Annotated in this window: 9 protein-coding genes; 6 read left to right on the top strand and 3 right to left on the bottom strand. The window is 69.6% G+C overall.

The window, feature by feature from the left end; all coding sequences use genetic code 11:
* Positions 1–106: 106 nt before the first annotated feature.
* The 4 genes from AC3IX6_RS13125 to AC3IX6_RS13110 all read left to right on the top strand — a co-directional run bounded on the left by AC3IX6_RS13125 (position 107) and on the right by AC3IX6_RS13110 (position 6,470).
* Positions 107–1,639 carry an ArnT family glycosyltransferase gene (locus tag AC3IX6_RS13125; protein ID WP_489371432.1) on the top strand — a complete coding sequence of 511 codons (1,533 nt, stop codon included), beginning with the start codon at positions 107–109 and terminating at the stop codon, positions 1,637–1,639.
* A gap of 6 nt (positions 1,640–1,645) precedes the next feature.
* Complete coding sequence (locus AC3IX6_RS13120) at positions 1,646–2,848, top strand: glycosyltransferase (protein WP_489370298.1); 1,203 nt, start codon at positions 1,646–1,648, stop codon at positions 2,846–2,848.
* Between the two features lie 34 nt (positions 2,849–2,882).
* The gene (locus tag AC3IX6_RS13115; RefSeq protein ID WP_489370297.1) at positions 2,883–5,300 is read left to right on the top strand and encodes a galactose oxidase family protein; all 2,418 of its coding nucleotides are present in this window, start codon (positions 2,883–2,885) and stop codon (positions 5,298–5,300) included.
* A gap of 90 nt (positions 5,301–5,390) precedes the next feature.
* Positions 5,391–6,470: a Vgb family protein gene (locus tag AC3IX6_RS13110; protein WP_489370296.1), complete on the top strand. Its 1,080-nt coding sequence runs from the start codon at positions 5,391–5,393 to the stop codon at positions 6,468–6,470.
* A 61-nt stretch (positions 6,471–6,531) separates the two neighbouring features.
* On the opposite strand, the gene trhA is transcribed toward AC3IX6_RS13110, so the two are convergent.
* Positions 6,532–7,218: a PAQR family membrane homeostasis protein TrhA gene (gene trhA, locus AC3IX6_RS13105; RefSeq protein ID WP_489370295.1), complete on the bottom strand. Its 687-nt coding sequence runs from the start codon at positions 7,216–7,218 to the stop codon at positions 6,532–6,534.
* A gap of 220 nt (positions 7,219–7,438) precedes the next feature.
* On the opposite strand from trhA, the gene AC3IX6_RS13100 reads away from it, so the two are divergent.
* Both AC3IX6_RS13100 and AC3IX6_RS13095 read left to right on the top strand, forming a co-directional pair.
* A complete protein-coding gene (locus tag AC3IX6_RS13100; RefSeq protein ID WP_489370294.1) occupies positions 7,439–9,280 on the top strand; it encodes a phosphoenolpyruvate carboxykinase (GTP) in 1,842 nt (613 codons plus the stop codon).
* 281 nt (positions 9,281–9,561) lie between these two features.
* Positions 9,562–11,079 carry a polysaccharide deacetylase family protein gene (locus AC3IX6_RS13095; protein WP_489370293.1) on the top strand — a complete coding sequence of 506 codons (1,518 nt, stop codon included), beginning with the start codon at positions 9,562–9,564 and terminating at the stop codon, positions 11,077–11,079.
* Between the two features lie 79 nt (positions 11,080–11,158).
* Here AC3IX6_RS13095 and AC3IX6_RS13090 read toward each other — a convergent pair whose 3' ends face one another.
* Positions 11,159–12,970 carry a glycosyltransferase gene (locus tag AC3IX6_RS13090; protein WP_489370292.1) on the bottom strand — a complete coding sequence of 604 codons (1,812 nt, stop codon included), beginning with the start codon at positions 12,968–12,970 and terminating at the stop codon, positions 11,159–11,161.
* Positions 12,967–14,247 carry a nucleotide sugar dehydrogenase gene (locus AC3IX6_RS13085; RefSeq protein WP_489370291.1) on the bottom strand — a complete coding sequence of 427 codons (1,281 nt, stop codon included), beginning with the start codon at positions 14,245–14,247 and terminating at the stop codon, positions 12,967–12,969. The genes AC3IX6_RS13090 and AC3IX6_RS13085 overlap by 4 nt, the downstream gene beginning before the upstream one ends.
* Positions 14,248–14,420 lie beyond the last annotated feature (173 nt).

Here is a 14,420-nt window from a genome sequence, read left to right as displayed (position 1 = left end):
CGCCGCCGATGCCGCCCTCATCCCGCGCCAGCGGACCGGCGGCCTCGGGGTCCGCCCGCCCGCGCCGGCCCGGCCGCTCGTCCGGTTCCGCTCCTCCCGCCCCGACCTGCTGCTCTGCGGTGTGCTGCTGCTGGCGATCCTCCTCGTGCAGGGCTGGAACATCACGAACTTCCCGACCCTGAGCGACGACGAGGGCACCTACCTCGCGCAGGCCTGGGCCGTCCAGCAGGGCAAGGGGCTGGCCCACTACACCTACTGGTACGACCATCCCCCGCTCGGCTGGATCCAGATAGCGGGCCTGACGTACCTGCCGTCCCTGTTCGTGCCCGACGCGATGACCGTCGCGCCGATGCGGTTCTCGATGCTCGCCGTGTCCGCCGCCAGTTCGGTGCTGCTGTACGTGCTCGCGCGCCGGCTCTGGCTGCCGCGCTGGGCGGCCGGTCTCGCCATGGGCCTGTTCGGGCTCTCCCCGCTCTCCGTCGTGCTCCAGCGGGAGATCTTCCTCGACAACATCGCCGTGATGTGGATGCTGCTGGCCTTCTGCCTCGCCGCGTCCCCCAGCCGCCACCTGTGGCACCACTTCGCCTCCGGCCTGGCGGCCGCCACGGCCGTGCTGACCAAGGAGACGATGCTGGTGGTGCTCCCGGCGCTGCTGGTGACCATGTGGCGCCACAGTCACCGGGACACCCGCAAGTTCGCCGTCACCGGGGCCATCACCGCCTGCGTGCTCATCGGGGTGACGTACCCCCTGTACGCGCTGCTCAACGCCGAGCTGCTGCCCGGCTCCGGCCACGTCTCCCTCATCGGCGGGATCGTCTACCAGATGGGCCGGGCCGGCTCCGGCTTCATCCTCGACCCCGGCTCCGGCTCGCACGGGGTCTTCGAGTCCTGGCTGTACTACGACACCGTGCTGCCGCTCGGCGGTCTGGCCGGCGCGGTGCTGCTCCTCGTCACCATCCGGTGGTCGGTCACGGCCCGGGCGCTCGCCGGCCCGGCGCTGGCCGTGGTCATCCTCGGCCTCGTCGCGCTGCGGCCCTCCGGCTACCTCCCGGCGATGTACGTGATCCAGGCGCTGCCGTTCCTGGCGCTGGTCCTCGCCGGGGGCGCGGCCAGCGTCACCCACGCCGTGCTGCGCCGCCGCCGTGCGCCGGGGGAGCGGCGCGCCCTGGCCTACGGGCGGTGGGCGCTGGTCGGCGTCCTGGCCGCGGCGGCCGCCGTGTACCTCCTGCCGCGCTGGTACGACGGCAACCGCACGGCGCTCACGGCCGACGCGAACGCCCCGTACCGGCAGGCCGCGGCCTGGCTCGGGCGCGAGGTGCCCGAGCCCTCCACGACCCGGGTACTGGTCGACGACGCGCTGTGGCTGGACGCCGTCCACCACGGGTTCGACCCGGGGCTGGGCGCCATCTGGTTCTACAAGGCCGACCTGGACCCGGCGGTCACCAAGACCCTGCCGGGCGGCTGGCGGGACATCGACTACGTGGTCTCCTCGCCCACCGTACGGCGCGACGCGGCGCAGCTGCCCAACGTGAAGGCCGCGCTGGAGCATTCGACGCCGGTCGCCGTCTTCGGCGAGGGCGAGGACCGCATCGAGATCCGGCGTACGGATCCCACCGCCCGCACCGTCAACGGGAGTTGATCCGGCATGAGCGAAGACCTGTGGACCCCGCACGCCCCGCAGGGCGCGCACGTCCCGCGCGCCCCGCACCTGCCGGAGGCCGCCGCCGAGGCGCCCGCCCCGGGCAGTGTCACCCTCATCATCCCGACCTTCAACGAGTCGGGAAACATCGACGAGTTGCTGAGCAGGCTGGCCGCCGCGCTGCCCGCGCACCTGCCCGTGTCGGTGCTGTTCGTCGACGACTCCACGGACGACACCCCGGCCGTCATCGAGAAGGCCGCCCTGGAATGCGCCTTCCCGGTGGAGGTCCTGCACCGGGAGAGCCCCGACGGCGGGCTCGGCGGGGCCGTCGTGGAGGGGATCGGCCGGGCGGACACCGACTGGATCGTCGTCATGGACGCCGACCTCCAGCACCCGCCCCACCTGGTCCCCGAGCTCGTCGGGGAGGGTGAGCGGACCGGCGCCGACCTGGTCGTGGCCTCCCGCTACATCGCCGGGGGCAGCCGGGCCGGGCTCGCCGGGAGCTACCGGATCGCCGTCTCGCGCGGGGCGACCTGGCTGACCAAGGGGCTCTTCCCGCGCGCCCTGCGCGGGATCAGCGATCCGATGAGCGGGTTCTTCGCGATGCGCCGCTCGGCGGTCACGCAGGAGGCGCTGAAGCCGCTGGGCTACAAGATCCTGCTGGAGCTGGCCGTGCGCTGCCGGCCGGCGCGGGTGGCCGAGGTGCCCTTCGTCTTCCAGGACCGTTTCTCGGGGGAGTCGAAGTCCACCGCCCGTGAGGGCCTGCGCTTCCTCACCCACCTCGTCTCGCTGCGCTCCGCGACCCCGCTGGCCCGCATGATCGGTTTCGGGCTGGTCGGGCTCTCCGGCTTCGTCCCGAACCTGGCCGCGCTGTGGATGCTCACGCACACCGGGATGAACTACCTGCTCGCCGAGGTGGTGGCGAACCAGGCCGGGGTGCTGTGGAACTTCCTCCTCATCGAGACCCTGTTGTTCCGCGACCGGCGCCGGCACCGGCACTGGGCCGATCGCCTCGGGCGCTTCACGCTGCTGGCCAATGCGGATCTGCTGCTGCGGATCCCGCTGATCGCGGTGTTCGTCGGCACGTGGGGCTTCGGGGTCCTGTCCGCGACCGCGCTCGCTCTGGTCACCACCTTCGTCCTGCGTTTCGCGGCGACGGAGGCGCTCGTCTACCTCCCGCGCAAGGCAGGCCGTACGCACACGAGTTGAGCCACACGATGAGCCGCACGAAGGGATACTCCCCATGCAGAGGAAGATCCGGCGCAGGGCAAGGTGGCGGGCCGCCCTGCTGGCCGTCGGGGCGATGACCGCGGGCCTGCTGCTGACCGCACCGCAGCAGGCCACGGCCGGACCGCCCAACCTGCTCACCAACCCCGGTTTCGAGACCGCCGGCCCGGCCGGCTCCGACATGCCGTCCTGCTGGTCGAAATCCGGCTGGGGCGACAACGACTTCACCTTCGCGACCGTCGCCGACGCGCACTCCGGCACCAAGGCGATGAAGGTCTCGCTGACCCGCCGGGTGGAGGGCGACCGCAAGGCCCTGGTCACCGAGAACGGCACCTGCGCCCCGACGGTCGTGCCGGGCCGCCAGTACGACCTGTCGGCCTGGTACAAGTCGAACACCCCGGACGTGTCGGTGACGGTGTTCCGCCACGACACGGTGGCCGGCTGGCAGTACTGGACCGACCTGCAGAATCCCCCGGTCAGCGCCGCGTGGGCGCGCACGTCGGTCCGTACGCCGGCGGTCCCGCCGAACACCGACAAGATCGTGTGGGGCCTGTCCGTCTACGGGGTGGGCACGCTCACCACGGACGACTACGCGCTGGAGGAGGTGGCGGTACCCCCGCCGACGCCCACCTGCACGGGCACGGCCACGGAGTGCGCGAAGGGCAAGTGGGAGGTGATCGCCGCCAAGAACCCGGTGCGCTCCATGCACGCCGTCGTGCTGAAGAACGGCAAGGTGCTGCTGATCGCGGGCTCGGGCAACGACATCGCCCAGTTCAACGCGGGCACCTTCACCTCCGCCGTCTACGACCCGGCGAACGGCTCGTTCAAGACGATCCCGACGCCCGTGGACATGTTCTGCTCCGGGCACGTCCAGCTGGCCGACGGCCGGGTGCTGGTGATGAGCGGCAACAAGGGCTATCCGTCGGCCGACGGCACGATCGGCTACCAGGGGCTGAAGGACTCGTACACCTTCGATCCGGCGACCGAGAAGTACACGAAGACCAACGACATGAACGGCGGGCACTGGTACCCGTCGGCGACCGTCCTCGGCAACGGCGACGTGATCTCCTTCGGCGGGCTGAAGGAGGACTCCACGGGCAACGTGACCGCGGAGAAGTTCTCGGCGGCGCAGAACAAGTGGCTGCCGATGAACGAGGTCAACCAGACCTGGTCGTACTGGGGCCTGTACCCGTCGATGATCCTCATGCAGGACGGGCGGCTCTTCTACTCGGGCAGCCACACCTTCGGCAACGGCACCCAGGGCACCGGCGCCTCCGTGTACGACTACGCCGCCAACACGATCACCGACGTGCCGGGCCTGCGCAACAAGGACCAGCGCGACGAGTCGGCGAGCGTGCTGCTGCCCCCGGCGCAGGACCAGCGGGTCCTGACCATCGGCGGCGGCAACAACGAGACCAACCCGGCGGCGAACCGGATCACCGACATCATCGACCTGAAGAAGCCGAGCCCCGCCTACACGGCCGGCCCGGACCTGCCGCAGGGCCTGGTCGACCAGGGCGCCGGCAAGCGTCCGCAGACCGGCGCCGAGGGCAAGATGTACGTGTCCGCCGTGCTGCTGCCTGACGGCAAGGTGCTGGAGACCGGCGGCGCCCTGCACGACCGGGCCGACCCGGTGTTCGAGGCCTCGTTCTTCGACCCGGTGACCAACACCTACCAGCCCGGGCTGGCCGCCGACCCGATCCCGCGGGGGTACCACTCCGCCTCGTTCCTGATGCCCGACGGCCGGGTGATGTCGGTCGGGGACAACCCGGGCAACGGCACGTACAACCACAACGTGTCGATCTACAGCCCGCCGTACCTCTTCAAGGGGGCGCGCCCGCAGATCACTTCGGTGATCGACAACCAGTGGGTGTACGGGGACACGCAGCGGATCACCGTCAACCGGGCGGTCGCCAAGGCGGAGCTGATCCGCCCGGCGGCGGTCACCCACTCCTCGGACCCGAACCAGCGGTTCGTGGACCTGCCGCTGACGGTCGTCAACGGCACCACCATCGACCTGAACGTCACCAGCAACCCGAACCTGGCTCCGCCCGGCTGGTACATGCTCTTCGCGGTCGACGCGAACGGCATCCCGTCGATCGCGCAGTGGGTGCACCTGGGAGGTCCCTCCGCCCTGGCGGCCACCGCCGAGCCCCCGTCCGCGCACGAGCACACCTTCGCGAACAAGCTGGCGGCCCCGAAGCAGAACCCCGCGAAGCGGGACTCGGCCCCGGTGGCCCCGAGCGTGGCCGGCTGCGACCGGCACTACGGCACGGCCAACGTGTGCGTGCCCACACGGTTCCCGGCGGAGGTGAAGCCGACGACGAAGGCCCGCTGCGACTGGCTGGCCGCCCACAAGTACCCGGCCCGCCTGAAGGTCAACGGCAGCGATCCGCTCCGCCTGGACCCGGACGGTGACGGATACGCCTGCTGAGCACCGGGCGGGGCGGGAGCACGGCAGGAGCACCCGTTTGACAGCCCGTCAAAGCCATCCGGAATAGGACGTTCCTTCTACCTTGGGCCCATGCCCGAGACCCCCCTGCTCAGCCCGCGCCGCCACCGCGCTCCGGTCCGGTGGCGGCGCCTGGCCGTCCTGTTCGCCTGCACCCTGCTCAGCGTGCCCGCTCCGGCCTTCGCCGGGCAGCGCGGGACCGGCGGGGGCGACGCGAAGCCCGTCGGCACGATCGTCGAGTTCGCCGTGCCGACCGAGGGGGCCAACCCGTCCGGCATCACGGGCGGCCCCGACGGGAACGTCTGGTTCGCCATCCAGGCGCCGGTGAACAAGATCGGCCGGATCACGCCGCACGGCAAGATCAAGGAATTCCCGCTGCCCCACCCCGAGCGGTTCCCGGACGACATCACCTCCGGCGCCGACGGCAATCTGTGGTTCACCGAGCCTTTCGACAACCACATCGCCCGGATCACCCCGCAGGGCAAGGTCACCGAGTTCCCGCTGCCGCAGGCGGACAGCTTCCCCTTCGGCATCACCAAGGGGCCGGACGGGAACGTGTGGTTCGTCGAGGCCGGAGCAAACAAGATCGGCCGCATCACGCCCCGCGGCAGGATCACGCAGTTCCCGCTCCCGACGCCCGACAGCCAGCCGTACCGGATCGCCACCGGCCCGGACGGGAACCTGTGGTTCACCTCGCCCTCGACCAACAAGATCGGGCGGATCACGCCGCGCGGTGAGGTGAAGGAGTTCGCCCTGCCGAATCCCGACGGCGCCCCGTTCAACATCACCGCCGGCCCGGACGGAAACCTCTGGTTCACGGACAGCGGCGGCCCCGCCAACGAGATCGGCCGGATCACTCCGCGCGGCGAGGTACGGCGCTTCCGGCTGCCGGAGGTCAACAGCGGGCCGATCGGCATCGCGGCGGGCCCGGACGGGAACCTCTGGTTCGCGGAGTCCAACCGGAACCGGATCGGGCGGATCACGCCGCAGGGCAAGCTCACCGAGTTCCCGATTCCCACCCCCAACGTGGAGAACACCCCGTTCCACATCGCCGAGGGTCCCGACGGGAACATGTGGTTCACGGAGCTGGTCGGCAACAGGGTGGGGCGCGTGACGGTCGGCGGCCACGGCCACGGCCACGGCAAGCCCTGAGTCCTCCCCTTCGGACCGTGCGGGGGCGGGACGCACGCCCGCACGGTCCGGAGGGGGCGGCTCAGTGCTGGTACGCGGCGATCGAGATGCCCACGTAGTGGGCGACGAAGGCGGCCAGGGTCAGGGAGTGGAAGACCTCGTGGAAGCCGAAGAAGCGGGGCGAGGGGTTCGGCCGCTTCATGCCGTAGATGACGCCGCCGACGCTGTAGAGCAGGCCGCCGACGATGACCAGGACCAGGACGGCGATGCCGCCGGTGCGCATGAAGTCGGGGAGGAAGAAGACCGCCGCCCAGCCCATGGCGATGTAGCAGGGGGTGTACAGCCAGCGCGGGGCGCCGACCCAGAAGACGCGGAAGGCGATGCCGGCCGCGGCCGCGATCCAGACCGCCCACAGCAGGGTCCGCCCGGTGGAGTCGGGTAGCAGCAGCACGGTCAGCGGGGTGTACGTGCCCGCGATGATCAGGAAGATGTTGGCGTGGTCGAGCCGCCGCAGGACGGCTTCCCCGCGCGGGCCCCACGTACCGCGGTGGTAGACGGCGCTGACGCCGAAGAGCAGGCACGCGGTGAGGACGTACACCCCGCACGCGACCCGGGCCCGGGTCGAGTCGGTGAAGGCCATCAGGACGAGGCCGGCGATCACCACGGCCGGGAACATGCCGGTGTGGAGCCAGCCGCGCATGAGCGGCTTGGTCTCCTGATCGGCGGTTTCGACCATCGGAGCGGCCACGGCAGCGGCGTCGGAAGTCATGCGGGCCATGCTACCTACGGGTGCGTAGGTTTCCGTTAGTGCGCTTTACGGAAGATTGACCGGAGTGGCGATGCTCACGTGAGAGGCCCCCTGGACATATGCGCACACGCACCGGATGATCAGATGAGTGCGGTCGACACCGGATGAGCGGAGCGCGAAGCGTCCGGGTCGCGGCCCCCACGGGGCAATCACAAATCAAACCCCTCAACAAGGAGCGATCGTGGCGCGCGACATCGCGGCTGGCACCACTTCCGACGTCCCCACCAAGCACCAGGAGCTCGTTTCCTGGGTCGGTGACATCGCGGCCCTCACCCAGCCTGACCGCATCGTCTGGTGTGACGGTTCGGAGGCCGAGTACGAGGCCCTCTGCGAGGAGCTCGTCTCCAAGGGCACCTTCAAGAAGCTGGACCCGGCCAAGCGCCCCAACTCGTACTACGCGGCCTCCGACCCCTCCGACGTCGCGCGCGTCGAGGACCGGACCTTCATCTGCTCCGAGAAGGAGGAGGACGCGGGCCCGACCAACCACTGGAAGGCCCCTTCCGAGATGAAGGAGCTGTTCGCGGGCAAGGGCGAGGAGGGCGGCATCTTCCGCGGTTCCATGAAGGGCCGCACGATGTACGTCGTCCCCTTCTGCATGGGCCCCCTCGGCTCCGAGCTCTCCGCGATCGGCGTCGAGATCACCGACTCCGCCTACGTCGCGGTCGCCATGCGCACCATGACCCGGATGGGACAGGCCGTCCTCGACGAGCTCGGCACCGACGGGTTCTTCGTCAAGGCCGTCCACACCCTCGGTGCTCCGCTCGCCGAGGGCCAGGACGACGTGCCGTGGCCGTGCAACACCACCAAGTACATCTCGCACTTCCCCGAGACCCGCGAGATCTGGTCCTACGGATCGGGCTACGGCGGCAACGCCCTGCTCGGCAAGAAGTGCTACGCCCTGCGCATCGCGTCCGTCATGGCCCGCGACGAGGGCTGGCTCGCCGAGCACATGCTGATCCTCAAGCTCACCCCGCCGGCCGGTGAGGCGAAGTACATCGCCGCGGCCTTCCCCTCCGCCTGCGGCAAGACGAACCTCGCCATGCTGGAGCCCACGATCCCCGGCTGGACCGTGGAGACCGTCGGCGACGACATCGCCTGGATGCGCTTCGGCGAGGACGGCCGCCTCTACGCGATCAACCCCGAGGCCGGCTTCTTCGGCGTCGCCCCCGGCACCGGCGAGCACACCAACGCCAACGCCATGAAGACCATGTACGCCAACACCGTCTTCACCAACGTCGCGCTCACCCCGGACGGCTCCGACGTCTGGTGGGAGGGCATGACCGAAGAGGCGCCCGCCCAGCTGATCGACTGGAAGGGCAACGCCTGGACCCCGGAGAGCGACACCCCGGCGGCCCACCCGAACGCCCGCTTCGCCGTCCCCGCCTCGCAGTGCCCGACGATCGCCGCCGAGTGGGAGGACCCCAAGGGCGTCCCGATCTCCGCGATCCTCTTCGGCGGCCGCCGCGCCTCCGCCGTGCCGCTGGTCACCGAGTCCTTCGACTGGAACCACGGCGTCTTCATCGGCTCGAACATCGCCTCCGAGAAGACCGCCGCCGCCGAGGGCAAGGTCGGCGAGCTGCGCCGCGACCCCTTCGCCATGCTGCCGTTCTGCGGCTACAACATGGGCGACTACATGGGTCACTGGGTCGACGTCGCCAAGGACAAGGACCAGTCCAAGCTCCCGAAGATCTACTACGTGAACTGGTTCCGCAAGAACGACGCGGGCAAGTTCGTGTGGCCCGGCTTCGGCGAGAACAGCCGCGTCCTGAAGTGGATCGTCGAGCGCCTCGACGGCGCCGCCGAAGGCGTGGAGACCCCGATCGGCATCCTGCCGACCGTCGCCTCCCTGGACACCGACGGCCTGGACCTGCCCGCCGCCGACCTCGAGTTCCTGCTCACGGTCGACAAGGAGGTCTGGCGCGACGAGGCCTCGCTGGTCCCCGCGCACCTGAACACCTACGGCGACCACACGCCGAAGGAGCTGTGGGACCAGTACGAAGCGCTCGTCGCGCGCCTGGGCTGAGCCCGGCCATCCAAGCCCCTGCGGTCCGGCTGTCCCCGGCCGCAGGTCGACGCGGGATTCCCCGACCTGGTTTCAACGGGTAGTCGCGTCTTTGCCGTGCGCTGGGCGATTCGTCCAGCGTGCAGGTCAGAAGGGGTCGATCCCGATGGGGTCGACCCCTTCGGCATCACCGCGCCGGGCTGGGGATATCGTTCGAGTCCCGGATCGATCCGTGATTCGATGATCTGCTGCGGGACCCAGCCTGGGGGGCGGTCCCGCCACCTGACCGCTGGGGGAGTCCCGTGAGCCGTGATCAGTCCATACCCGGAACCTCCGCAGGGTCCCGGAACTCCCCACGTGCGGCGAAGCAAGTCAGCCGGCGCTCCGCGCTGCGCCTGGCCGGCAAGGGCGGGCTCCTGACGGCCGGTGGCGCGCTGCTCACCGTGCCGGCGCAGCCCGCGACGGCCGACGCCGCCACGGCGGGTGCCGGTGACCTGAGCGTCACGGGCCGGCAGCTCGCCCAGGGCCTGACGACTCCTTCGTTCGCGCCGACGGGCCGTCGTCCCAAGTTCCGCCGGGCGACGTGGTCCCAGCAGTTCCAGGCGCAGCACGGCTGGTCCGCGGCCGGTGCCGGTACGGCGTCGGCTGAGCCGAACGACACGGCACTGTTCGTGCGGGGGACGCAGGCGGTGAGGGTGACGACCAGCGGCAAGGGCGAGCAGTCGTTCGTACGCAAGGTCGGGCTGCCCGCGATGGATCTGACCGGAAAGATGATCAGGCTCGTCTTCCGTGTGACGGACGTGACCCATCTGAGCAAGCTGGTCTTCTACGCGGGCAGCGGCTCCCTCGCGAACCGCTTCGGCTGGCAGGTCCACAACCACTCCAAGACGGCCGCCAATTACGTCCAGTCGGGGGAGTGGGTCACCGTCCACCTCCAGTGGGCCGACGTCACCGACGCGGCGGGCACGTACGCGATCTCGTCCTCCGGTGTGCCGTCCACGAGAACCGGCATCACCGATCTGTCCTTCGCGGTGTACGACGACGCGGCCGGCCCTGTGACCTACCACCTCCAGGCCGTCGAACTGGTTCCGGACACCAGCTCGGTCTTCCCGAAGGGCGTCGTGTCGATCACCTTCGACGACTCCCACAAGTCGATCCACGACCTGGCGCGGCCCGCGATGGACGCCAGCGGCTACTCCGGCACGGTCTACAACATCGCCGACGCGATAGGCACCGGCAGCTTTCTGACGATCGACCAGATGAGGTCCCTGCAGGACCACTCGGGCTGGGAAATGGCAGGGCACTCGTACGCGACCGCGACCCACACGGCGAGCTACCCCAAGCTCACCGCGCAGCAGGCGGACGACGACTTCCGCGCACTGCGCGAGTGGCTGGTGTCCAACGGCTTCCACAGTGAGCACTTCGCCTACCCGCACGGTGCGTTCCAGAAGACGTCCGACGGCGTCCCGGTCGACCTGCTCGCGAGCCGGCACTTCAGCACGGCCCGCTCGATCATCTCCGAGACGATCGAGTCGTACGCCCCGGCCATGCCCTACCGCCTCAAGGCGCTCACCGGAATCAATGACGGCAAGGGAATCGGTGGTACGGCGCTGTCCGAGGTGACGGGCCTCGGCGGCAAGCTGGACCGCTGTGCGAGGAACGGTGACTGGCTCATCCTCTGTATGCACAAGATCGTCGCGGGCGCCCCGGCGGCCAGCACGGAGATCAGCCGGCAGGGGTTCGCCCAGATGCTGCAGGAGATCGGCGCCCGCGGGATTCCTGTCGTGACCGTCGCGGAAGCGATGCAGTACTACACCTGAGACCCCCGCCGAGTGCGCTGAAGGGGGCGGTCCGCACGGAGAACTCCCGTGCGGACCGCCCCTTTTCGGGAACCTGCCGTCAACGGCCGCCCTGGTCCCGGAGCCAGTACGGATCCACGTCCTGGTCATGGCCCTGCGGATGCGGCTGCTGGTACTGGGGCTGCTGGTACTGCGGCTGCTGGTACTGCGGCTGCTGGGGCTGGGGCTGCTCGTACTGAGGTTGCTGGTACTGGGAATGCTGGTACTGGGGCTGGCCGCCCTGCTGCCAGTGCCCGTCCGCGTGCGGCCGCACCGGTGCCGGGCCGCCCCACGACACCTGCTGCTGCGGGATGTCCCAGCCGTCCTGCTGCTGTCCGTCGGTGAGGTGATGCCCAGTCTGCCGTGGCGACCCGGCCGGGCGGGACGAGGTTTGCCGGGCCAGCGCCGCGCCTTCCAGACGCATCATCTGCAGCGTCTCGGTGACCTTCGGGTTGGAGTACGGGTCCTCCTCCTCCCACACCGCGGAGGCCTCTCCCTCATGGCCCGCCACCGAGACCTCGACGCCGGCCTGACGGGTGCCCCAACTGCCCTTGTGCAGGGTGAACAGGGCGTAGAAGCGCAGCGGCGTGAGCAGCGTCAGCTGGATGACGCCGTAGAGCGGGGCCAGCAGGAACATCCCGAACCGCTTGACCAGACCCATCCCGCGGCGCGGGAAGTCGAGGTAGCGGACGTTGCGCAGGTACCCCATGAGCACCATGAACATGAGGTAGTCGCCGATGTGGTTGACGAACCGTTCGGGGTGCAGGATCGGCAGGATGACCATCGAGTAGAACATCGCCGAGCCGAAGACCAGCCACAGCGCCAGTTCCATGGTCGTCAGCCAGAACGCGGGCCGCCACTTCTTCTGCTTGCGGAACGCCCACAGCGACTCGCGGAAGAACGACTTGTTCCAGCGGACCTGCTGGCGCAGGAAGTGCGGCAGCTTCTCCGGCACGGCCGTGTAGCCGACCGCGGTCTCCTGGAAGACGACCTGGCCCTCGATGAGGCAGTAGTTGGTCATCCGGCGGTCGTCGCCGAACACCGCGGGCTTGCCCAGGAACTGCTGGTTGAGGAAGTCGTCGAGGTACTTGCGCACCAGCGTGCCGCGGTACACGGACAGCGCGCCGCAGCAGCAGAGCACGGCCTTCAGTCGCGAGTAGGCGGCCCGCTCGAAGAGGAACGAGTTGCCGTACCGCAGGTCCTGCAGGCGCGTGAAGATGTTGCTGTCGTAGTTGAGCGCGAGGACCATGCCGGTCGAGGCCATGATCTTCTCGTCGGCCATGGGCAGCAGCAGTTCGCGGACGGTGTCCCGGGACAGGATCGTGTCCGAGTCCACGCACAGGAAGAGGTCCGTGTACGGCGCCGCCTCGAAGCCGAGGGCGAGCGCCTCGCGCTTGCCCTTGTTCTCCGGCTGCACGCTGACGGTGAACTTCACGCCGCGCTGCTCGAACTCGCCGCGCATCTTCTTGGCCGCACGGATGCCGCCGGCGTCGGCGCTGCAGTCGTCGATGATGTGGATCTCGTTGGGAAGCCGGCTCTGCGCGAGCACGCTGCGCATGCCCTGCTCGAACATCACCGGGTCCTCGTTGTAGATCGGGATGACCGCGGTGACCCAGCAGCTCTCGAGGTACTCCAGCTGCGCCTGGTCGGCCTTGGCCGGCCGGTAGAACAGCGCCCCGATCATCTTCAGCGACAGCAGGCTGAGGGCGCCCAGTGAGTAGAGGTGCAGCGAACCGGTGTCGATGCGCGTCGCGATCACTGCGGCGAGGCCCGCGAAGACGACGTAGGAGACCTTCAGGTGTCTGCGCTTGCGGTGCTTCTGGCGGCCGGCGGAATCGACGGCGCCCGGTACGTAGGTGTCCTGCGCGGTCACAGCTTGACCACCCGGGGGTGCGCCTCGGACTTGCCGCTGGTGTCGAACAGCGCCTGGGCGCGGTCGGCGAGCGCGCCGAGATCGATCTCCCGGTGGGGCTGCAGCAGGATGGTGAGGTCTGCTTCCCCGGCGCCCACGAGGTAGTCCTCGACCCGCTCGACGGGCAGTCCGGCAACCGTCCAGTTGTCGACGCGCGGGTCGAAGTAGACGAGTTCGGCACCCTTCGCGCGCAGGTTCTGCGCCACGGCGAGTGCGGGGCTCTCCCGCTGATCCGAGATGTTCGGCTTGTACGTCACGCCGAGCAGCAGGACGCGCGAGCCGCGCAGGGCCTTGCCCTGGTCGTTGAGGAGATCGGAGGCACGGGTGACCACGTGCACGGGCATCCGCTGGTTGATCTCTTGCGCCAGCTCCACGAAGCGGAACGGGATGCCCAGCGAACGGACCTTGTACGACAGGTAGTTGGGGTCGATCGGGATGCAGTGGCCGCCGACGCCGGGACCGGGGAAGAACGGGGAGAAGCCGAACGGCTTGGTGGAGGCGCAGTGGATGGCGTCCCAGAGGTCCACGCCGATCTCGCGGCAGAACATCGACATCTCGTTGACGAGCGCGATGTTCACGTGGCGGTAGGTGTTCTCGAGGAGTTTGGCCATCTCGGCCTCGCGGGTGCCCTTCGCCTCCACGACCCGGCCCACGAAGCGCTCGTACAGCGCGCGTGCGGCCTTGGTGCAGTCGGGCGTGATGCCACCGACCACCTTGGGCGTGTTCTCCAGGCCGTACGTGGGGTTGCCCGGGTCGATGCGCTCGGGCGAGAACGCGAGGTGGAAGTCGATGCCGACGCGGAGGCCGCCGGCCTCGAGCCGCGGCCGCACGACCTCGTCGGTGGTGCCCGGGTACGTCGTGGACTCCAGGACGATGAGGGTGCCCGGGGTCAGGTGGGCCGCGATGTCACCCACCGCGGCGTCCACCGCTCCGAGGTCGGGGGCACCGTGGTCGGTCAGCGGGGTCGGGACGCAGATCACGACCGCGTCGGCGGCGGCGATGACTTCGGGCTCGTCGACGGCCCGGAAGCCCTGGCCGAGCATGAGCGCGACCTCGGCGTCCGTGATGTCGTCGATGTGCGAACGCCCTGCGTTCAAACCGTCGACGACCCCTCGGCTGCGGTCGAGGCCGACCACCCTGAGGCCTGCCGCCGCGGCCGCACGGGCAAGCGGAAGCCCCACGTATCCGAGCCCGACCACAACGAGATCGGCAGTACCTGTTCTGTTCACGAAGCTCATTCCCCACCCCCGGCCTGGATCGCGAACTCCGCCGGTCAAGTCCAGGCAGAGATAAGCGGCCAGAATTCATCAAAGAGCTTCGTACGCTAACAACAGACTTCGGACCCCGAAAAGAGACGGGAGTGGTGTGCTAAGTCACCGGGTCCCGGGTACAACCTTCCGTCCCGCTCGGG

Source organism: Streptomyces sp. GL_141, from assembly GCF_057834385.1.
Note: the sequence above shows the minus strand (reverse complement) of the source record. Positions and strands in the feature narration are given on the sequence as shown.

What these genes read in the sequence shown, in the direction of transcription:
- AC3IX6_RS13115 (WP_489370297.1), top strand. Translation starts at nt 2,883, where the DNA reads ATGCAGAGGAAGATCCGGCGCAGGGCAAGGTGGCGGGCCGCCCTGCTG.
- AC3IX6_RS13120 (WP_489370298.1), top strand. Translation starts at nt 1,646, where the DNA reads ATGAGCGAAGACCTGTGGACCCCGCACGCCCCGCAGGGCGCGCACGTC.
- AC3IX6_RS13085 (WP_489370291.1), bottom strand. Translation starts at nt 14,247, where the DNA reads ATGAGCTTCGTGAACAGAACAGGTACTGCCGATCTCGTTGTGGTCGGG.
- trhA (WP_489370295.1), bottom strand. Translation starts at nt 7,218, where the DNA reads ATGACTTCCGACGCCGCTGCCGTGGCCGCTCCGATGGTCGAAACCGCC.
- AC3IX6_RS13110 (WP_489370296.1), top strand. Translation starts at nt 5,391, where the DNA reads ATGCCCGAGACCCCCCTGCTCAGCCCGCGCCGCCACCGCGCTCCGGTC.